Origin of the sequence: Massilia sp. IC2-476 (assembly GCF_020707295.1) — a bacterium.
Taxonomy (GTDB): domain Bacteria; phylum Pseudomonadota; class Gammaproteobacteria; order Burkholderiales; family Burkholderiaceae_D; genus Telluria.
In genome coordinates this window covers 290,790-310,439 of sequence record NZ_JAJFER010000003.1, presented here as the reverse complement: position 1 = coordinate 310,439, position 19,650 = coordinate 290,790, and the positions used below count along the sequence as shown (strand labels likewise).

The window sequence follows — 19,650 nt, the reverse complement described above, 5'->3', positions numbered from 1 at the left end:
ATTATAGCGATGCTCTTGCGAAAACGGAAGAGTAATTTAAAAAACTGCTCTTCAGGCAGCTGGCGCCAGACGCTCCAGCCCGCCCATGTACGGACGCAGCACTTCCGGAATGATCACACTGCCATCCGCCTGCTGGTAGTTCTCCAGCACCGCCACCAGCGTGCGGCCGACTGCCAAGCCGGAACCGTTCAGAGTGTGCAGCAGCTCCGGCTTGCCGGCCGCATTGCGGAAACGGGCCTGCATGCGGCGTGCCTGGAAGGCTTCGCAGTTCGACAGCGACGAGATCTCGCGGTAGGTGTTCTGCGCCGGCAGCCAGACTTCCAGGTCGTAGGTCTTGGCGGCCGAGAAGCCCATGTCGCCGGTGCACAGCTGCATCACGCGGTACGGCAGGCCCAGCGAGGTCAGGATGAACTCGGCCTGGCCGACCATCTCTTCCAGCGCTGCGTACGACGTTTCCGGATGCACGACCTGCACGAGCTCGACCTTGTCGAACTGGTGCTGGCGAATCATGCCGCGGGTGTCGCGGCCGTAGCTGCCGGCTTCCGAGCGGAAGCACGGGGTGTGCGCGGTCATCTTCAGGGGCAGCTGGTCGAGCGCCACGATCTCGCCGCGCACCACGTTGGTCAGCGACACTTCCGAAGTCGGGATCAGGTAGAAGTTCTCGCCCTCGCCTTCCGCGCCGCCCTTCTTCACCGAGAACAGGTCGGCTTCGAACTTGGGCAGCTGGCCGGTGCCGTGCAGCGAATCGGCGTTGACCATATATGGGGTGTAGCACTCGGTGTAGCCATGCTTGCCGGTATGGGTGTCGAGCATGTACTGCGCCAGCGCGCGGTGCAGGCGCGCCATGCCGCCCTTCATCATCGAGAAGCGCGAGCCGGTCAGCTTGGTGGCGGTGTCGAAGTCCAGGCCCAGCTTTTCGCCGATGTCGACGTGGTCCCTGACCTCGAAATCGAAGCTGCGCGGCGTACCCACCTTGCGCACTTCGACGTTGCCCGACTCGTCCGTGCCCTGCGGGGTGCTTTCGTGCGGCAGGTTCGGCACCGCTTCCATGAAGCGCGCCATCTTGTCCTGCACTTCGGCCAGCTTGACTTCGTTGGCCTTCAGCTCGTCGCCCAGGCCGGCCACTTCCGCCATCACGGCGCTGGTGTCCTCGCCCTTGCCCTTCATCATGCCGATCTGCTTGGACAGCGAGTTGCGCTTGCCCTGCAGTTCTTCGGTGCGCGTCTGGATCGCTTTGCGTTCGGCTTCGAGGGCGTTGAAGGCAGCCACGTCGAGCTGGAACTTGCGGGTCGCCAGGCGCGCGGCGACGTTGTCGATGTCTTTGCGGAGAAGTTGGATGTCAATCATGTCGGGGACGCTTGCGTATGTCGAAAACACAATTGTACCAAGCCGACCGCAGTTTTCTGCTAATTCTCCTCGCGAGATTGGCCAAGGGTTTGATCTACCCTCGTCCCGGGCCTCGCGCAGCCCTGCGCTGCATTACTTCAGGCCGGCTTTCTCTGCGACGGACAGGCGCGGCGCCTTGACGACGACCACGTGCACGGTCGAATCGACCAGGGTCGCAGTGGCAGGCTGCACCACTTCGACAGGACGGGCGGCGGCGGTGGCGTAGCTGGCGACCAGGCCCAGGGCGGCGGCAGTGATGAAGACGGCTTCGAAGTTTTTGCGGATGTTCATGGTGTGCTCCTTGGGGTCAAAAGTGATTCGGTATGGTTGAACTTTACCAATCGACCGGGAGCATCGCCATCGACATGCGATGAAGCGCCAAAAACAGGGGCTGGAATGCGCAAAGCGCGGACTGGCCGCAGAAAAGCAGGAGGAAGCGTGCGCAATGCGCGACGAAGCGTCGAAAACCGCGCCCCGGCCGCACACTGCAGAGGGATTCAGCCGTTCCCGTCCTTGCGCGCGTCCTCGTCGAGGCTGCGCAGGAAGGCCAGTTTCTCGGCCACTTTCGACTCGACGCCGCGCGGCACCGGCTGGTACCAGCCGGGTTCACGCATCCCTTCGGGAAGGTAGGTTTCACCGGCCGCATACGCGTGCGGTTCGTCATGCGCGTAGCGGTACTCGTGGCCGTAGCCGAGTTCCTTCATCAGCTTGGTCGGTGCATTGCGCAGATGGACCGGGACCTCGCGCGACTTGTCCTTGCGCACAAAGGCCATGGCGGCATTGAAGGCGTTGTAGCCGGCATTGCTCTTGGCCGCGATCGCGAGATAGATGACGGCCTGGCCCAGCGCCAGCTCGCCTTCCGGCGAACCGAGGCGTTCGTAGGTGGTCGCAGCGTCATTGGCGATCTGGAGCGCGCGCGGGTCGGCCAGGCCGATGTCTTCCCAGGCCATGCGCACGATGCGGCGCGACAGGTACTTGGCGTCTGCGCCGCCGTCGAGCATGCGGCACAGCCAGTACAGGGCCGCGTCCGGATGCGAGCCGCGCACCGACTTGTGCAGGGCTGAGATCTGGTCGTAGAAGTTGTCGCCGCCCTTGTCGAAGCGGCGCGCATTGAGCGTCAGGGCGTTCTCGACGAAGTCCCGGGTGATGGTGGTGACGCCCGAGGTATCGGCCGAGGTCTTGGTCTGTTCGAGCAGGTTGAGGAAACGGCGCGCGTCGCCATCGGCATAGCCGATCAGGGTGTCGACCGCCAGCTCCTCGAACGTCAGGTGCTGCAGCACGCGGTCCTGGGCGCGCTTGAGCAACTGGCGCATCTCGTCGTCGGTCAAGGCCTTGAGCACGTAGACCTGGGAGCGCGACAGCAATGCAGAGTTGACCTCGAACGAAGGATTCTCGGTGGTGGCGCCGATCAGGGTCACGAGGCCCGACTCGACGAAGGGCAGCAGCGCATCCTGCTGCGATTTATTGAAGCGGTGGATCTCGTCGATGAACAGGATGGTGTGCTTGCCGCGCGCCAGGTACTGCTCCGCCTGTTCGACGGCGGCGCGGATGTCCTTCACGCCCGACAGGACGGCCGACAGCGCGATGAATTCGCAATCGAAGGCGTAGGCCGTCAGGCGCGCCAGCGTGGTCTTGCCGACGCCGGGCGGGCCCCACAGGATCATCGAGTGCGGCTTGCCGGACTTGAACACGAGATTGAGCGGCTTGCCGGGACCGAGCAGGTGGCTCTGGCCGATCACCTCGTCGATGGTGCGCGGACGCAGCGCCTCGGCCAGCGGTGGCGATGGCTCGGTCTTGAACAGGTCATCCATGACGCGCTCCCGGGACGGTCAAGGCAAAGGCGAAAAGGTGTGAATGCTTGTGCATGCGCGTAGTGTAGCCGATGCGCCGTATGGCGGCAGGCGCGACAAGGCAGGCCAGCCGCGCAACCCGGTCATATCATCGGGCGTTTCCATGCCGGAGCCGCCTCATGAAGAACGCCGCACCCGTCCTGATGATCCAGGATGTCTGGTCCAGGTGGACCAAGGCCTCGCGCGCCCAGGCTCGAGGAGTGCGGGGCGCGGCCTTCTATTGCTTGAGCAGGACCCGGCCGGTGACCGGGCTTCCAGGCGCGCCGCCGGTTTTGGGATAGGCGAACCGGCAGCTCTGCGCGTACGCAATCGCCGCCTGCGCCAGTTCCGGATCGGCGCCGCCCGCTTCGGCCTTGACGCCGTAAGGCACACCGTCACCCCGCACCAGCAGCCGCACCAGCACGCCACCCTCGCCAGGCGCGCCGCGTTGGAGCGGGGCAAAGCGGGAGAAACGCTCGGACGGTGCGCAGCTGCCTTCCGTGAAGAGCGGCGGCACGCGGCTGCTGCCCTCCAGCTTCCAGACGAACTGCAGCGGCACCGTCTTGCCCTGCACCCTCTGCACCGTCTCGGCCGGGAACACGCAGGTAGACAAGGCCTGGATGGAGGCCTGGTCGAGTAGCTCCCAGTTGCTCGATCGCGCCACCGTGGACTCGATAGGACGGCCTTGCGGATCGATCCTGAACTTCAGCGTGGTGACGCCTTCGAGTTCGTAGCGGCGCGCCTCCTGGGGCCACTCGGGCTTGGCGCACACGGGAGGCTGGGCAGCCGCGGCGGCCAGCGGCGCGGCAAGGACGAGCGCCAGCACGGCGCCCAGGGAAAAGCGAGGCGTCAAAGGGTCCCCTTGTTCTGTTTCTTACTGGCTGACGACGTCGGCGCCCTTCGGCACCTCGAACTTGAACTGCTGGGCGCCGAGGGCCGGGTTGCGCTGGAAGCTGGTGAACTTCAGCAGCGACACCTGGCCAAACTGGTCCTTCAGTTCCATCGCCACCGGCACCCCGCCCTTCAGGCCGATGCCGATCTGCTCGAAGGTGGTGTCCTTGGTCTTCGGGACCGCGGTCAGCCATTCGGCGCCGTCGCGCTCGCCGGCTTCGCTCAGCGTGAAGTTCTTTTCCAGGTCGTTGCTGCCGAACAGGATAGCGGCCGGAGAGGAACCCAGCGCGTTGCCGAGTTTGCGGGTGCTGACCTGGTTCAGGTCCTTGTCGTAGATGTAGAGGGTGTCGCCATCGGCCTGCAGCAGCTGTTGGTACGGCTTCTGGTAGGTCCAGATGAATTTGCCAGGGCGGGCGAACACGAAGCTGCCGCTCGAGACCGGGGCCACCTTGCCGCTCTTGGACTTGGTGAGCTGCTGCTGGGTGAATTCGCCCTTGGCGGACTTGGTGCCGGCAACGAAGGATTTGAACTGGTCGAGGGCGCCGGCGTGGGCGGCGCTCGAGATGGCTGCGGTGGCGAACAGTGCTGCGATAACTTGGGTCGTGAATTTCATTGTCATTCCTCTTATTTGAGTCCCTCACCGTACGCTGAACGCGTGGGCGGGAGACCCGCCCACCCTACGAACAGCGATGAGCGTGGTTATTCGGCGGTGGTGGCGGGAACGAGGATGTCGCGGTTGCCGTTCGACTGCATCGGCGACACCAGACCGCTCTGCTCCATCTGCTCGATCAGGCGGGCCGCGCGGTTGTAGCCGATGCGCAGGTGGCGCTGGACCAGCGAGATCGAGGCCTTGCGGTTCTTGAGCACCACGGCCACGGCCTGGTCGTAGAGCGCATCGGATTCGCCGCCGCCCTCGCCCGCCGGGATGCCTTCGGCATTGCCCTCTTCCAGCGTACCGCCTTCGAGAATGCCTTCAATATAGTTCGGTTCACCGAGCGACTGGAGATGTTTTACAACTCGATGCACTTCGTCGTCCGACACGAAGGCGCCGTGCACGCGGATCGGCAGGCCGGTCCCCGGCGGCATGTAGAGCATGTCGCCCATGCCGAGCAGGGTTTCGGCGCCCATCTGGTCGAGAATGGTGCGCGAGTCGATCTTGGACGAGACCTGGAACGCGATACGGGTCGGGATGTTTGCCTTGATCAGGCCCGTGATCACGTCCACCGACGGACGCTGGGTCGCCAGGATCAGGTGGATGCCGGCCGCGCGCGCCTTCTGGGCGATACGGGCGATCAGCTCTTCCACCTTCTTACCGACGACCATCATCAGGTCGGCCAGCTCGTCGATGATGATGACGATGGTCGGCAGCTTCTCGAGCGGCTCGGGATTGTCCGGCATGATCGAGAACGGGTTCGGGATGTGTTCTTCGCGCTTGGCCGCGTCGGAGATCTTGCCGTTGTAGCCGGCCAGGTTACGCACGCCCAGCTTCGACATCAGCTTGTAGCGGCGCTCCATCTCGTTCACCGCCCAGTTCAGCGCGTGGCCGGCCTGGCGCATGTCGGTCACGACCGGCGCCAGCAGGTGCGGGATGCCCTCGTAGACCGACATCTCCAGCATCTTCGGGTCGATCAGGATCAGGCGCACATCGGCCGGATCGGACTTGTAGAGCAGCGACAGGATGGTCGCGTTGATGCCCACCGATTTACCCGAGCCGGTGGTACCCGCCACCAGCAGGTGCGGCATCTTGGCCAGGTCGGCGCAGACCGGCTTGCCGGCGATGTCCTTGCCCAGCGCGACCGTCAGTGCGGAAGCACTGTCGCCATACACCTTGGAGCCGACGATTTCCGACAGGCGCACGATCTGGCGCTTCGGATTCGGCAGCTCGAGCGCCATGTAGTTCTTGCCCGGGATGGTCTCGACCACGCGGATCGAGGTCAGGGACAGCGAACGCGCCAGGTCGCGCGCCAGGTTGACGATCTGGCTGCCCTTCACGCCGGTGGCGGGCTCGATCTCGTAACGGGTCACGACCGGGCCCGGATAGGCGGCGACGACCTTGGCTTCGACGCCGAAGTCGGACAGCTTCTTCTCGATCAGGCGGCTGGTGAATTCCAGGGTCTCGACCGACACCATCTCCTGCGCCGGCGGCGCTTCGTCGAGCAGGGCCAGCGGCGGCAGGCCGCCCTCGCCCGCCAGTTCCTGGAACAGCGGGGTCTGCATTTCCTTCTGGGCGCGCTCGGACTTGGGCACGCTGGTCATCTGCGGCTCGATCTTGATCGATGGCGCGCTCGCGGCCTGGACCAGCGGCATGGCCAGCGACTCCGGCGTGGACGGCGGCAGGATGACCGGTTCAGGACGCGGCTCAGGACGCGATTCCGCGCGCGTTTCCAGCATCGGCTCGGCCTTCACGATCGGCGGCGGGGCCGGGTGCTTTTCGGTGTACTTCTGGCGCTCGGTCACCACCAGCTCGTCGCGCTTGACGGCGGCGGCTTCGCCCTGCCTGCGGTCCTCGATGTCTTCCATGCGCAGGCGGAACCAGTCGATGGTGTTCTCGACCGACTCGCCGATGCGCTCGGCCACGGCCAGCCAGGACACCTGGAAGAACAGCGAAAAGCCCAGGCCGAACAGCAGCAGGAGCAGCAGGGTCGCGCCGGTGAAGCCGAAGGCGACGTGGGCCGAATGGCCGATCACCTGGCCCAGCACGCCGCCGGCGGCGCGCGGCAGCTCGACGTTCCAGGACCACATGCGCAGGTATTCCAGGCCCAGGCTGCCGGCGAACATGATCGCGAAGCCGGTCCAGCGCACGTACATCTCGCCGGCGTGAGGCGCTTCCTCGTCCGCCGGGCCGAGCCGGTCGGTCAGGCGGCGCCAGCCCTTCCAGACGCCGCGCAGGAAGATCACACCCCACCACCAGGCGGAAAAGCCGAAGATGAACAGCAGCAGGTCGGACATCCAGGCGCCCGCCTTGCCGCCCAGGTTGGCGATCTTCGGCACCGCGTTGGCATGCGACCAACCCGGATCGCCCTTGTTGTAGCTTAATAAAATAAGCACGAAATACAGGAAGGCGACGGCCATGGCGATCCAGCGCGCTTCCATGAGGAGGCGCGAAAGCCGCCCGGGCAGAGGCTGGCGGGCGACGCGGGTGGATTGCGCAGTGCGGGTGTATCCTGACGTACTGGCTTGGCTATTCTTGCTCATTGCTCGGTGCTGCCGAATTTATTACTTAAGTGACCACGGAAAGCGAAACAGAAGTGTTCGCTATCAACAATCCCCCCATTCTAAGCCATATACGGCTGGGCTGGCCTGCGATTCATGCTCGTATGCATCATCGTCTATAATCCAGTGTTGCAAACCGGGCCTTGATTCCTGTTAGACCCGTCCCCAGTTTCCGTCTGTTCATCCGACGTTCCATCTTTCTTGAAGCCTTTCATGACTACTACCAAACACGCCAAAGTCCTCATTCTCGGTTCCGGTCCTGCCGGCTACAGCGCCGCCGTCTATGCCGCGCGCGCCAACCTGAAGCCGATGCTGGTGACCGGCGTCGAACAGGGCGGCCAGCTGATGACCACGACCGACGTCGAGAACTGGCCGGGCGACCCGCTGGGCGTGCAGGGTCCGGAACTGATGCAGCGCCTGCTGCAGCATGCGGAGCGTTTCAACACTGATATCGTGTTCGACCACATCCACACGACCTACCTGAACGAAAAGCCGATCCGCCTGGTCGGCGACAGCAACGAGTACACCTGCGACGCCCTGATCATCGCCACCGGCGCCTCGGCCCAGTACCTCGGCCTGCCGTCGGAACAGGCCTTCATGGGCAAGGGCGTGTCGGCCTGTGCCACCTGCGACGGTTTCTTCTACCGCAACCAGGAAGTGGCGGTCATCGGCGGCGGCAACACCGCGGTCGAGGAAGCCCTGTACCTGGCCGGCATCGCCTCCAAGGTGACCGTGATCCATCGCCGCGACAAGTTCCGCGCCGAGCCGATCCTGGTCGACCGCCTGATGCACAAGGTTAGCGAAGGCAAGATTGTGTTGGAACTGAACCACACCCTGGACGAGGTGCTGGGCGACGACGGCGGCGTGACCGGCCTGCGCATCAAGTCGACCGGCACCGGCGAAACCAGGGACCTGAGCGTGCACGGCCTGTTCGTGGCGATCGGCCACAAGCCGAACACCGGCATCTTCGAAGGCCAGCTCGAGATGAAGAACGGCTACATCCTGACCCGCTCCGGCACCGAGGGCATGGCCACCGCCACCAACGTGCCGGGCGTGTTCGCGGCCGGCGACGTGCAGGACCACATCTACCGCCAGGCCATCACCAGCTCGGGCACTGGCTGCATGGCCGCGCTCGATGCGCAGCGCTATCTGGAAGCGCTGGAAGACGACCCGAAATAAGGAGCAGCTGTACGATGGTGGGCATGAAGGATTTCTCTGAACTGAAGGGCTTGCGCGACAAGCTCAAGGAAGACGAGCGCCAGCGCGCCATCGAACAGGCCGAGCGCGAAAAGCGCGAGCGGATCGCCAAGGAACGCGCCGTGGAATTTCGCGGCGCGATGCAGGGGGTGAAGAAGCTGCCTGAATCGGACCGCTACGTCTATCGTCCGGTCTACGTGGCGTCCGAACGCAGCTTCCAGGACCGCAAGCCGGGCACGCCCCTGACCGAGGAAGAGGAAATCCAGGCGGTGCTGCGCGAGTCGCTGTCCGACCTGTTCGACGTCGACGGCCTGCTCGACGAAGACCCTTCCCTGAGCTATGCCCAACCGGGCGTCGGCCCGGACGTGGTCAAGAAGCTGCGCAAGCGCCACTGGCCGGTACAGGATGAACTCGACCTGCACGGCATGAACCGCGACCAGGCGCGCGACGCCGTCACCGATTTTCTCCACCGCGCCAACCGCCGCGGCGTGCGCTGCGTGCGCATCGTGCACGGCATCGGCTATGGCTCGCCGAAAGGCGAACCAGTGCTGCGCGGAATCGTGCACAGCTGGCTGGTGCAGATGAACGAAGTCGTCGCTTTCTGCGTAGCAGGCAAGAAAGATGGTGGCCACGGCGCCCTCATCGTGCTGTTGCGTTCTGCTCTTCTTGAGTGAGCGCGCGTACGGAGTGCAACATGGACGCAACAATAAGATGTGTCCATTGACGTAATATCTGTAAAATGCGCTCTCCGGTATTTGCCGGAATTGATGAGAAGGGAATGGTGGCGAATTGAAGGGTACTTCCGTGATGCCCATGGAGCACGGCCGCCAGGTCGACCTGCTCAATTGCGCCGATGAGCCGATCCACATCCCGGGTTCGGTCCAGCCGCACGGCGCCCTCCTCTTCTTTACCGCCGACGGTCTGCTCGAAGGCTGGAGCGCGAACGCGCCTGCGATGCTGGGCCTGGCGCTCGAACTCGGCGCGCCGTATGCCTCGCTCGACCTGCCTCCTGCCGCGCTCGAACTCCTGCTCGATTATGTCGGCCCCGGCGACGCCGAAGTGACGCCGTCGATGGTGCCGGTCTGCGTGAATGACGCCGACTACGACTGCATCGTGCATGCCGCCTTCGGACGCATCGTGGCTGAATTCGAACAGCGCGACGTCAGCGCCGACGAGGTGGCGCGCTTCGCCGTGAAGGCCCATGCATCGATCGACCGTCTGCGCCGCCAGAAGACCATTGAAGACCTGTTGTCGATCGCCGTCGGCCAGATCCGCGAATTCACCGGTTTCGACCGCGTCATGGCCTACCGTTTCCGCCCCGACGACAGCGGCGACGTGGTGGCGGAGAGCCGGCGCGAGGACATCGTCCCCTACCTGGGCCAGCGCTACCCGGCCTCGGATATCCCGGCCCAGGCGCGCCGCCTGTACGTCCTGAATACCCTGCGTTCGATCATCGACGTCAACGACACCATGGTGCCCCTGCTGGGCGCACCGGATGCGCTGCCGCTCGACATGAGCCACGGGGTGCTGCGCAGCGTCTCGCCGGTCCACATCGAATACCTGAAGAACATGGGCGTGGGCGCCTCGATGAGCGTGTCGATCGTCATCAACGGCCGCCTGTGGGGCCTGATCGCCTGCCACCACATGTCGCGCAGGCTGGTGCCCTATTCGATCCGCATGGCGGCGGACGTGCTGGCCCAGGTGATGGCTTCGACCATCCACAGCATCGAGTCGCGCCAGGAAACCGTGGTGATCGAGCGCGCCGCCGCGACCCGCACCAAGCTGGTCGAAGACCTGCTGCTGGAAGACGACCCGCTCGAGACCTTCGACCGTTTCTCCGACGCGATCCTGGCCGCTACCCAGGCCCAGGCCCAGCTCACCAGCTACTTCCACAAGGTGCAGGTGCGCGGCGACGTTGCGCCCGAACTGGCGGAGGCCATCATCGCCTCGCTGCCCGAAGGAACGCATGACCTGGTGGTGCGCGAAAAACTGGACGACTGGCCCGAAGCGATCCGCGACAGACTCGGCAAATGGGTCGGCCTGATGGCCCTGCCCTTCGACCCGCCGGCCAACGGCTGGAACGTGCTGTTGCGCGTCGAGCAGATCGAGCAGGTCGCCTGGGGCGGCCGTCCCGAGAAGACCACTGTCTTCGGTCCGCTGGGCGAGCGCCTGACGCCGCGCGGCTCCTTCGACGCCTGGTACGAGACCGTGCGCGGCCATGCGCATCCGTGGGAGGCGACCATCCTCGCCAACTCGCGCCTGACGCTCGCCGAGCTGGTGCGCGTGATGACCGCGCGCCGCGCGCAGACGGAAGCCACCCGCGCCCAGCTGCTGGCCATGCTCGGCCACGACCTGCGCGATCCGCTCCACTCGATCAACATGGCCGGCATGGTGCTGGAAAAAGGCAGCGCCCAGCCGACCCTCGGCAAGCGCATCCAGTCCTCGACCAGCCGCATGCAGCGCATGATTACCCAGGTACTGGACATGAGCCGCATCGACGGCGGCCTGGGCCTGGGCGTGACGCTCGAGCCGGTCGACCTGACCGCGCTGGTGGAAGACCTGATGGACGAAGCGCGCATGGCCTACCCGACCATCCCCTTCCAGCTTACGTGCGACGATCCGGCCCGGGTGAATGCCGACAGCGGCCGCCTGGCTCAGGTGCTGTCCAACCTGCTGAGCAATGCGCGCCACCACGGCGAAGTCGGCAAACCGGTGCGCGTATGCGTACGCACGGAAGGCAGGCAGGCGGTGGTCGAGGTCAGCAATGCTGGCGCGCCGATTCCGCCCGACATCGCAGCCACCCTGTTCAATCCCTTCAAGCGCGCCTCGCTGCACAACCCGCGCAACCGCACGGGGATGGGGCTGGGCCTGTACATCGCGCAGCAGATCGTGCGCGAGCATCATGGCGAGATCGCGTACAGCCATGATGGGAACGAGGTCGTCTTCTCGGTGCGGCTTCCGCTCTTGTAGGGTGGGCGGATCTCCGCCCACGCGGTGATCGGCTCCGATCTCGTGCGCGATGATCTTGCCGCCGACGCTCGCCCCGTGGGCGGGAAAACCCGCCCACCCTACGTGTCAACGGGACATTCCGTAAATGCCGAGCGGCATGGTAGTCTAGCAACACCTCCGCTCTCCGTTACCGCATGACCCTCATCAAGTTCATTGAAATCATGGCGATCCTGGTCGGCGCCTTCTCCGGCTTCATCGAAGCGCGGCGCAAGCGCATGGACCTGGTGGGCGTCTTTACGGTCGCGTTCATCGCGGCCTTCGGCGGCGGTACCCTGCGCGACATCCTGCTCGACCGCCGGCCGCTGTTCTGGGTCATTCACCAGGAATACGCGATCCTGATCTTCGTGCTGGCCCTGGTTGCCTCACCCCTGATCCGCACCCTGCGCCAAATCGTTTCCGAGCGCCTGATCGTGATCGCCGATGCGGTCGGCCTGGGCCTGTTCTCGATCGCCGGCACCTCGGCCGCGCTGGACGCCAACATGCCAATCTTCATTGCCTCGATGATGGGCGTGATCACCGGGATCTTCGGCGGCGTGCTGCGCGACATCGTCTGCAACGAGGTGCCGATGGTGTTCCGCGACGGGAAGCCCTATGCGATCTGCGCCTTCCTCGGGAACTGGCTGTTCCTCCTGATGGGCAAATACGGCGTGGCGCACGACTTCGCGCTGTGGTCGAGCGCGCTGTTCATCAGCGGGCTGCGCCTGATCACCTGGAAGTTCGACTTGCGGATGGGCCGCTAGGACCGCTGCGCCAGCAGGCGCGTCAGCGCACGGCGCAGCTCTTCCTGCGTATAGGGCTTGGCCAGCACGCTGATGTGCATGCCCTGCAGGCGCTCCGGCGCCACCACGTAGCCGCTTGCCAGCAGCACCGGCATGTCCGGGTACAGTGAGCGAATCTGGCGCGCCAGGCCGATGCCGTCCATCGGTCCGGGCATGACCACGTCGGAAAACACCAGGTCGAAATCGCTCAGGGTGTGCTGCAAGGCCTGCGCCGCATCGCGCGCCAGGGTCGGCTCGCAACCGAGGTTCCCGAGCAGTTCGATGGTGGCATCCGCCACCTCGGGGTCGTCCTCGACGTACAGCACGCGCATGCCCGCGACCAGCGGCGCCGCGGATGTCGTATCGTCGCGCTCCGTCACCACGCCGGCCGTGCTGCGCGGCAGCAGGATCGACACCGTCGTGCCCGCGGGCGAGCTGTCGATCCAGGCCGTGCCGCCGGACTGGCGCGCGAAGCCATACACCTGGCTCAGGCCCAGGCCGGTCCCGGAGCCTACCGGCTTGGTCGTGAAGAAGGGATCGAAGGCCTGGCGCACCACCTCGGGCGGCATGCCGCTGCCGCTGTCGGCCACCGTCACCCAGATGAAGTCGCCGCTGAGCTCCACCCCCGGCGCGTCGGCCGACGGCAGGACCAGGTTGCGCGCCCCGATGTGCAGCGTCCCGCCCTGCGGCATCGCGTCCCTGGCATTCACCGCAAGATTGAGCAGCGCCACTTCGAGCTGGGTCGGGTCGGCCTCGGCCAGCCACAGCCCCGGCTCGACCTGCAGCGTCAGCGGGATCCGCTCGCGCACCGACTGCTGCAGCAAATCCTGCATCTCTTCCAGCTGGCGGGCGACATCGATCGCGCCGCCGGCCAGGGCCTGGCGCCGTCCGAACGCGAGCAGCTGGTGCGTCAGCTTTGCGCCGCGCGAGGCGGCGCGCTGGATCGCATGCAGGGCGCGCTGGTAGCGCTCGCTGCCCGGCTCGACCAGCGGCAGCAGTGTCGTCGAGCCCTGGATCACCTGCAGCAGGTTGTTGAAGTCGTGGGCCACGCCGCCCGTCAGGCGTCCGATCGCTTCCAGCTTGCGCGATTCGTTCAACGCGCTTTCAACGCGCTTGCGGGTTTCCACTTCGGCATACAGTTCGGCGGTGCGCTCCAATACCCGCTCTTCCAGCAGCCCGGCTGCCGCCTTCAGGGTATGCATCTGCTCGCGCACCGTGAACTGCCAGGCGCGCGCCCTGCAGGCGGCGTCGAACGCCGAACGCAATACGTAGGCGGAGCCCGGACGGCCCAGCACCGTGATGTTCGCGAACTGTCGCAGGAAAGCCCACTGCTGGTGCGAGCCTCCGCTGTTCGCCTGCGCGCTGAGCACGATCAGCGGCATGTCCGACCATGCCGGCTGGGCCTGCAGCGCGGCAGCCAGGGGCGTGGCGTGCGTCTCCAGCGCATCGTCGGTCAGCAGCAGCAGCCACACGCCAGGGTCGGCCACGGCGGCAGCCAGCTGGGCGCCGTCCGTGCAAGGCCGCGCCTGTGCGCCCCACTCGTTCAGCAGTTCCGACAAGGCTGTCTCGTCGTAGCCGAATGGCGCACAGACCGCGACGACCACCGCGGCATCGGGTTTGCGCGGATCGGTCATGGTCCGGCCGTCGTCTCAGGGCCTTCCGGCGTCAGGCGCGGCACCCCGGTCAGCACGCCCTCGAAGCCTTCCAGTTGCGGCCCGACGGCCACGCCGGTGCTGGTCAGGGAAAACTCGCGGATGCTTGTCTCGTGGCGGCCCGGCCGCTTCTTGACGATCGAGATCGCCTTGCGTACGTCGCCTTCGGCTTCGAAGTAGCGCATCAGGATCACGGTATCGCTGATGAAGGCGACGTCGAGGGGATCGCCCACGTCCTGCAGCAGTCCGCTCTGCCCGACGATCAGGATCGACAGCACGCCCTGGTTCGACAGATAGCTCAATAGCTCGTGCATCTGGAGCATCAAGGCCTTTTCCTCGTGCATGGTCTCGAGGTAGGAGTTCAGGCTGTCGATGATGACCACGGCCGCCCCCTGGTCCTCGACCTGGCGCCGCACCTTCCAGATGAATTCACCCGGCGAGATGCGCGAGGGATTGATGCGTTCCCAGAAAATGGTGCCTTCCGTGATGGCGTCCGCCGCGCGCATCGACAGGCCGTTGGCGCGATCGAGCAGGGTTTCCTTCGTTTCGTCGAAGGCGAAGTAGGCGACATGCTCCTTGCGTTCGGCCGCCACGTTCGCGTACTGCAGCGCCAGCGAGGACTTGCCGACACCGGTCGGTCCCAGGATCATCACCGAAGTGCCGCGCGCCAGTCCGCCGCCGAGCATGCTGTCGAGCGCCGGGATATTGCTGGTGATGGTGTCGCGCGGGCGCTCGCCCTTGTGTTCGTCGGCGATCAGGCTGGGAAACACGAAGACTTCGCGCTCGGTGATGGCGAAATCGTGCCAGCCGCTCTGGAATTCGGCGCCACGCATCTTGACTACCCGCATGCGCCGGCGTGCGGCGCCGAATTCGCGTTCGCGCTGTTCCAGCGTGATCACCCCATGCACCGTGCCCTGCAGGTCGTACTGGCGCGGGTCGTCGGTCAGGTCGTCCATCAGCAGCGTCGTGCAGTTCGGCTGCTGGAGCAGGAAGCGCTTGAGGGCGACGATCTGGCGCCGGTAGCGCATCGGGTCGTCGGCCACCATGCGCAGTTCGGACATCGAGTCGATCACGACGCGTGCGGGTGCGGCCTCCCGCACTGCATCGGTAATCGCGGCGATGGTCTGGCCGAGTTCCACTTCCGAGGGAAACAGGACGCTTTGCTGGCGTCCCGGCTCGACTTCGGACGGCACGACTTCGCGCAGCACGATGCCGTCCAAGGCCCAATGGTGGCTGAATGCCGTGGCGCGCAATTCCTCGATGGTTTCGGACAGCGAGACGTACAGGCATTTCTCGCCCTTTTCGGCGCCATCGATGAGGAAGCGCAGGCCGAGCGTGGTCTTGCCGGAGCCGGGACGGCCTTCGATCAGGTGGATACGCTGCTTCGGCAGGCCGCCGCGCAGGACAAGGTCGAGTTCGGGGATGCCGGTATGGATTTTTTCCAGGTCGCTCATTTCCTGCTTTCGTAAGAGCTACTACGCATTTGATATCATTTTGATATTGCCAAATACATAGTAACCCGACTCAGCAGTCGCCCGATTTGGGACGCCGGCTAGTCTTCAAGCAAGAATAGGCCTACAAGGAATGCGCCCCGGGCCCGTGCGTGGCCCGGGTGCGACCGTGGAAACGGCTTTAGACGGCGTCGGCTCCGGTTTCTCCGGTACGGATGCGGATCACCTGCTCCACGTTCTGCACGAAGATCTTGCCGTCGCCGATCTTGCCGGTACGGGCCGCCTTGATGATGGCGTCGACCACCCGGTCGGCCATGCCGTCGTCCACCACCACTTCGATCTTCACCTTCGGCAGGAAGTCGACCACGTACTCGGCGCCGCGATACAGCTCGGTGTGCCCCTTCTGGCGGCCGAAGCCTTTTACCTCCGTCACGGTCAGGCCGGTGACGTTGACATCGGCCAGCGCCTCGCGCACTTCGTCGAGCTTGAAGGGTTTGATCACGCAGGTAATCTGTTTCATGTTGTTTTCTCTCTCAAACAGTCAGTCAATCAGGAATATTGTTCAGGTCATCCATCCACACGGTGGCTTCGGAATCCGACGGTGCGCGCCAGTCGCCGCGCGGGGACAGCGAGCCGCCGTTGCCGACCTTGGGCCCGTTCGGCACGCAGGTGCGCTTGAACTGGCTGGTCTTGAAGAAGCGCCACAGGAAGATGCCCAGGTTCTTTTTGATCGCTGCCAGCTCGTATTGGTTGCGCACGCCGGCCGCGTTCGGCCACCGGCCCTGCTCGCGGTCATGCCAGGCCGAGTACGACAGGAAGGCGACCTTGCTCGGCTTGAAGCCGTAGCGAAGCGTGTAGTACAGGTTGAAGTCCTGCAGCTCGTACGGGCCGATGGTGTTTTCGGTGATCTGGGCCGGCTTGCCGTCCTTGTCCCCGCCCGGCACCAGCTCGGGGCTGATCTCGGTGTCGAGGATCTTGAGCAGCACGTCGGCGCCATTCTCCACCACCGCGCCGGTCTCGGCCACCCAGCGCACCAGGTAGGAGATCAGGGTCTTGGGCACGCTGGCATTCACGTTGTAGTGCGACATGTGGTCGCCCACGCCGTAGGTGCACCAGCCCAGCGCCAGTTCGGACAGGTCGCCGGTGCCGATCACGATCCCGTTATGGAAGTTCGCCAGCCGGAACAGGTGGTTGGTGCGCTCGCCCGCCTGCACGTTCTCGAAGGTGATGTCGTATTCCGCCTTGCCTTCCACGTAGGGGTGGCCCAGGTCCTTGAGCATCTGGATGCAGCTCGGGCGGATGTCGATCAGCTGGGCGCTGCAGCCGACCACGCGCATCAGGTCGTTCGCCTGCTGCAGCGTGCGTTCGCTGGTGGCGAAGCCCGGCATGGTATAGGCGAGGATATTCGTGCGCGGCAGGCCAAGGCGGTCCATGGCCTTGGCGCAGACCAGCAGCGCATGGGTCGAGTCCAAGCCGCCCGACACCCCGATCACCACCTTCTTGATGTTGGTGCTAGAGAGGCGCTGGATCAGGGCCTGCACCTGGATGTTGTAGACCTCGAGGCAGCGCTCGTCCCGGCGCGCCTGATCGGACGGCACGTAGGGGAAGCGCTCGACCGTGCGGGCGAGCGGCATGTCGCGCGCCAAAGGCAGGTCGAGGCTGAACTGCACCAGCCGGAACTTCGCCACCTCGTCCGCGTGGCGGCGCACCGATTGCGCGAAGGTGGTCGCGTGCATGCGTTCGTTGGACAGGCGGTCGAGGTCGACGTCGGCGAAGATCACGTGCGAATCGTCGCTGAAGCGCGCCGACTCGGCCAGCAGCTCGCCCTTCTCGTAGATCAGCGACTGGCCGTCCCAGGCCATGTCGTTGGTCGATTCGCCGAAGCCGGCCGAGGTGTAGAGATACGCGGCCAGGCAGCGCGCCGACTGCTGGCTCACCAGCTGGTGGCGGTAGCCGCTCTTGCCCACCACGACGTTCGAGGCCGACAGGTTGACCAGCACCGTGGCGCCGGCCATGGCGGCAAACGAGGACGGCGGGATCGGCACCCAGACGTCTTCGCAGATCTCGACGTGGAAGCGGAACAACGGCAGGTTCTCGACCTCGAACAGCAGCGCCGGGCCAAAAGGCACGGTGGCGCCGAACAGCTCGATTTGCTCGACTGCCGCGCAATCGGCCGCACTGAACTGCCGGGATTCGTAAAACTCGCCATAATTAGGCAGGAAGCTCTTGGGCACCACGCCCAGCACGCGGCCATTCGCCACCACGGCGGCGCAATTGAAGAGCTGGTGGTTCACCTTGAGCGGCAGCCCGACGACCAGCGCCAGCGGCAGCGCCTTCGAGGCCTCGATGATCCTCGCCAGGCCGGCCAGGCAGCCGTCGAGCAGCGCACGCTGGTGGAACAGGTCTTCGCAGCTGTAGGCCGAGATGCCCAGCTCGGGGAAGGCCACCAGCACGGCGCCCTCATCGGCTGCCTGGCGCGCCAGGCTAAGCGTCTGGTCGACGTTGAAGGCCGGGTCGGCGATGCGCACGCGCGGGATGGCCACCGCGACGCGGGCGAAGTGGTGCGTGTAGAGATTGAAGAATTGCTTGTTCATTGGTGAGACTTTCGCAGCGTCGTCGCTCATCAATTCGTTAGGGATGTCATTTTGAATTATCGCACGCATATCGTTTCCTCCCTGTCCGAGATTGGCCAGACGCAGTGGGACGCGCTGGTCAATGCACAGGACGACCCCAATCCCTTCCTGTCCTATGCTTTCCTGGATGCGCTGCACGAGTCGGGCAGCGCGGCGCCGGAATCGGGCTGGCAGCCGCAGTTCATCGCGCTGTTCGACGGCGAGCTCCTGGCGGCTGCCCTGCCCCTCTACGTCAAGGGTCATTCCTACGGCGAGTACGTGTTCGACTGGGCCTGGGCCGATGCCTACCACCGGCACGGCCTCGAGTACTACCCGAAGCTGCTGTCGGCGATTCCGTTCACGCCAGTCGCCGGCCCGCGCCTTCTTGCGCGCGATGCGCAGGCGAGAAGCGCCCTGGTCGACGTGCTGGTCGCGACCCAGGGCGCGACCGAAGTCTCGTCCACCCACGTGCTGTTCCCGCCCGAAGAACAGGCGCAGCAGCTGCAGGAGGCGGGCTTCATGCTGCGCAGCGGCGTGCAGTTCCACTGGCTGAACGGGGGATACGCCACGTTCGAAGACTTCCTTGCAACCCTGGAGCAGAAAAAACGCAAGAACATCCGCGCCGAACGGAGAAAGGTGCGCGAGGCCGGTGTGACCTTGCGCCGGGTGCGCGGACGCGATGCGCTCGATGCCGACTGGGTCCTGTTCAACCGCTGCTATCGCCACACCTACAAGGCGCATTATTCGACGCCCTACCTGAACCTCGACTTCTTCCGGCGCATAGGCAGCACCATGCCGGACAACATCCTGCTCGTCATCGCCTCGCGCGCGGGGCGCGACATCGCCGCCTCGCTGGTGATCCACAACGAGCGCACGCTGTTCGGTCGCTACTGGGGAGAGCTGGAACACGTGCCCTGCCTGCACTTCGAGGCCTCCTACTACCAGCCGCTGGAATTCTGCATCGAACAGGGCATCAAGACCTTCGAAGGCGGGGCCCAGGGCGAGCACAAGATGGCGCGCGGCTTCCTGCCGACCCGTACCTGGTCGGCGCACTGGCTGGCGCACCCCTCCTTCGCCGATGCGATCGAGCGCTTCCTGGGGCGCGAGAAAGGCGGCATCGACGACTACCTGGACGAACTGAACGAGCGCAGTCCGTTCAAGGAGGCGCCTTAGCCCGACGGAGATGGCCGCAAGTGTGAAGTGGCGACACAATCCTGCAATTCACGTAACATGCGCCACATGAAAACAAAAGCATTGGTCGTCGATGACCATTTCCTCGATGCGGAACTGACGCAGCAGGCCCTTCGCCTGTGCGACTGCAATGTCGAGGTGGTGGTCGTGTCGGATGGCGAACAGGCCCTGCAGGCGCTGCATTGCGACCATGACTTCGACCTCATCCTGCTCGACCTGGCGCTGCCCAAGGTCGATGGCTTCGAAGTGCTCAAGGAGCTCTCGTCCAAGCCCTTCCTGTCCGATATTCCGATCATCGTGCTGTCCGGATCGCGCAGCGGATCGGACCAGGTGCGGACACGCATGCTGGGCGCCTCCGGCTTCGTCGAGAAAAGTATCGATTTCAGCGCCTTCCAGGGCGACCTGGCCCGTATCCTGACACGCCAGGGACTGGGCGGCCACGCCGGCGCCTGATCCGCCAG

16 protein-coding genes are annotated in these 19,650 nt (G+C 65.1%); 6 read left to right on the top strand and 10 right to left on the bottom strand.

Translation table 11 applies throughout. The features are described from left to right. Nucleotides 1-51: 51 nt before the first annotated feature. From serS to LK539_RS10335, 6 genes are all read right to left on the bottom strand, one after another. Entirely contained in the window at nucleotides 52-1,347 is a 1,296-nt protein-coding gene (gene serS / locus LK539_RS10360) for a serine--tRNA ligase (RefSeq protein ID WP_227800834.1), read from the bottom strand. Between the two features lie 132 nt (nucleotides 1,348-1,479). Then, nucleotides 1,480-1,677 carry a hypothetical protein gene (locus LK539_RS10355; protein ID WP_227800833.1) on the bottom strand — a complete coding sequence of 66 codons (198 nt, stop codon included), beginning with the start codon at nucleotides 1,675-1,677 and terminating at the stop codon, nucleotides 1,480-1,482. 206 nt (nucleotides 1,678-1,883) lie between these two features. Further along, nucleotides 1,884-3,197 (bottom strand): replication-associated recombination protein A, encoded by a 1,314-nt coding sequence (locus LK539_RS10350; RefSeq protein WP_227800832.1) that lies wholly within the window; start codon nucleotides 3,195-3,197, stop codon nucleotides 1,884-1,886. A gap of 256 nt (nucleotides 3,198-3,453) precedes the next feature. After that, a complete protein-coding gene (locus tag LK539_RS10345; RefSeq protein ID WP_227800831.1) occupies nucleotides 3,454-4,068 on the bottom strand; it encodes an energy transducer TonB in 615 nt (204 codons plus the stop codon). Nucleotides 4,069-4,089: 21 nt separating this feature from the next. After that, nucleotides 4,090-4,719: an outer membrane lipoprotein chaperone LolA gene (gene lolA, locus LK539_RS10340; protein ID WP_227800830.1), complete on the bottom strand. Its 630-nt coding sequence runs from the start codon at nucleotides 4,717-4,719 to the stop codon at nucleotides 4,090-4,092. An 86-nt stretch (nucleotides 4,720-4,805) separates the two neighbouring features. Further along, nucleotides 4,806-7,301, bottom strand: coding sequence for a DNA translocase FtsK (locus LK539_RS10335; protein ID WP_227800829.1), 2,496 nt, complete (start codon nucleotides 7,299-7,301; stop codon nucleotides 4,806-4,808). A gap of 231 nt (nucleotides 7,302-7,532) precedes the next feature. Here LK539_RS10335 and trxB point away from each other — a divergent pair, with 231 nt between their 5' ends. The 4 genes from trxB to LK539_RS10315 all read left to right on the top strand — a co-directional run bounded on the left by trxB (nucleotide 7,533) and on the right by LK539_RS10315 (nucleotide 12,265). Next, nucleotides 7,533-8,498, top strand: a complete 966-nt coding sequence (trxB, locus tag LK539_RS10330) for a thioredoxin-disulfide reductase (protein ID WP_227800828.1) — start codon at nucleotides 7,533-7,535, stop codon at nucleotides 8,496-8,498. Between the two features lie 14 nt (nucleotides 8,499-8,512). Then, on the top strand, nucleotides 8,513-9,190 hold the full coding sequence (locus tag LK539_RS10325) for a Smr/MutS family protein (RefSeq protein ID WP_227800827.1): 678 nt from the start codon (nucleotides 8,513-8,515) through the stop codon (nucleotides 9,188-9,190). Nucleotides 9,191-9,329: 139 nt separating this feature from the next. Further along, the gene (locus LK539_RS10320; protein ID WP_373889537.1) at nucleotides 9,330-11,486 is read left to right on the top strand and encodes an ATP-binding protein; all 2,157 of its coding nucleotides are present in this window, start codon (nucleotides 9,330-9,332) and stop codon (nucleotides 11,484-11,486) included. A 173-nt stretch (nucleotides 11,487-11,659) separates the two neighbouring features. Then, complete coding sequence (locus LK539_RS10315; protein WP_227800826.1) at nucleotides 11,660-12,265, top strand: trimeric intracellular cation channel family protein; 606 nt, start codon at nucleotides 11,660-11,662, stop codon at nucleotides 12,263-12,265. Here LK539_RS10315 and LK539_RS10310 read toward each other — a convergent pair. The 4 genes from LK539_RS10310 to LK539_RS10295 all read right to left on the bottom strand — a co-directional run bounded on the left by LK539_RS10310 (nucleotide 12,262) and on the right by LK539_RS10295 (nucleotide 17,980). Beyond that, nucleotides 12,262-13,917, bottom strand: coding sequence for an ATP-binding protein (locus tag LK539_RS10310; protein ID WP_227800825.1), 1,656 nt, complete (start codon nucleotides 13,915-13,917; stop codon nucleotides 12,262-12,264). The two genes, LK539_RS10315 and LK539_RS10310, sit on opposite strands and share 4 nt — an antisense overlap. Then, nucleotides 13,914-15,389, bottom strand: a complete 1,476-nt coding sequence (locus LK539_RS10305; protein ID WP_227800824.1) for an ATPase domain-containing protein — start codon at nucleotides 15,387-15,389, stop codon at nucleotides 13,914-13,916. The genes LK539_RS10310 and LK539_RS10305 overlap by 4 nt, the downstream gene beginning before the upstream one ends. A gap of 178 nt (nucleotides 15,390-15,567) precedes the next feature. Next, nucleotides 15,568-15,906 carry a P-II family nitrogen regulator gene (locus LK539_RS10300; RefSeq protein WP_227800823.1) on the bottom strand — a complete coding sequence of 113 codons (339 nt, stop codon included), beginning with the start codon at nucleotides 15,904-15,906 and terminating at the stop codon, nucleotides 15,568-15,570. 25 nt (nucleotides 15,907-15,931) lie between these two features. Next, entirely contained in the window at nucleotides 15,932-17,980 is a 2,049-nt protein-coding gene (locus LK539_RS10295) for an NAD(+) synthase (RefSeq protein ID WP_227800822.1), read from the bottom strand. A 51-nt stretch (nucleotides 17,981-18,031) separates the two neighbouring features. Between LK539_RS10295 and LK539_RS10290 the strand changes: the two genes are divergently transcribed. Then, the gene (locus tag LK539_RS10290) at nucleotides 18,032-19,171 is read left to right on the top strand and encodes a GNAT family N-acetyltransferase (protein WP_227800821.1); all 1,140 of its coding nucleotides are present in this window, start codon (nucleotides 18,032-18,034) and stop codon (nucleotides 19,169-19,171) included. 66 nt (nucleotides 19,172-19,237) lie between these two features. Next, nucleotides 19,238-19,642: a response regulator gene (locus LK539_RS10285; protein WP_227800820.1), complete on the top strand. Its 405-nt coding sequence runs from the start codon at nucleotides 19,238-19,240 to the stop codon at nucleotides 19,640-19,642. Nucleotides 19,643-19,650 lie beyond the last annotated feature (8 nt).

What these genes read in the sequence shown, in the direction of transcription:
- serS (WP_227800834.1), bottom strand. Translation starts at nt 1,347, where the DNA reads ATGATTGACATCCAACTTCTCCGCAAAGACATCGACAACGTCGCCGCG.
- LK539_RS10355 (WP_227800833.1), bottom strand. Translation starts at nt 1,677, where the DNA reads ATGAACATCCGCAAAAACTTCGAAGCCGTCTTCATCACTGCCGCCGCC.
- LK539_RS10350 (WP_227800832.1), bottom strand. Translation starts at nt 3,197, where the DNA reads ATGGATGACCTGTTCAAGACCGAGCCATCGCCACCGCTGGCCGAGGCG.
- lolA (WP_227800830.1), bottom strand. Translation starts at nt 4,719, where the DNA reads ATGAAATTCACGACCCAAGTTATCGCAGCACTGTTCGCCACCGCAGCC.
- LK539_RS10335 (WP_227800829.1), bottom strand. Translation starts at nt 7,301, where the DNA reads ATGAGCAAGAATAGCCAAGCCAGTACGTCAGGATACACCCGCACTGCG.
- trxB (WP_227800828.1), top strand. Translation starts at nt 7,533, where the DNA reads ATGACTACTACCAAACACGCCAAAGTCCTCATTCTCGGTTCCGGTCCT.
- LK539_RS10325 (WP_227800827.1), top strand. Translation starts at nt 8,513, where the DNA reads ATGGTGGGCATGAAGGATTTCTCTGAACTGAAGGGCTTGCGCGACAAG.
- LK539_RS10320 (WP_373889537.1), top strand. Translation starts at nt 9,330, where the DNA reads ATGGAGCACGGCCGCCAGGTCGACCTGCTCAATTGCGCCGATGAGCCG.
- LK539_RS10315 (WP_227800826.1), top strand. Translation starts at nt 11,660, where the DNA reads ATGACCCTCATCAAGTTCATTGAAATCATGGCGATCCTGGTCGGCGCC.
- LK539_RS10310 (WP_227800825.1), bottom strand. Translation starts at nt 13,917, where the DNA reads ATGACCGATCCGCGCAAACCCGATGCCGCGGTGGTCGTCGCGGTCTGT.
- LK539_RS10305 (WP_227800824.1), bottom strand. Translation starts at nt 15,389, where the DNA reads ATGAGCGACCTGGAAAAAATCCATACCGGCATCCCCGAACTCGACCTT.
- LK539_RS10300 (WP_227800823.1), bottom strand. Translation starts at nt 15,906, where the DNA reads ATGAAACAGATTACCTGCGTGATCAAACCCTTCAAGCTCGACGAAGTG.
- LK539_RS10295 (WP_227800822.1), bottom strand. Translation starts at nt 17,980, where the DNA reads ATGAACAAGCAATTCTTCAATCTCTACACGCACCACTTCGCCCGCGTC.
- LK539_RS10285 (WP_227800820.1), top strand. Translation starts at nt 19,238, where the DNA reads ATGAAAACAAAAGCATTGGTCGTCGATGACCATTTCCTCGATGCGGAA.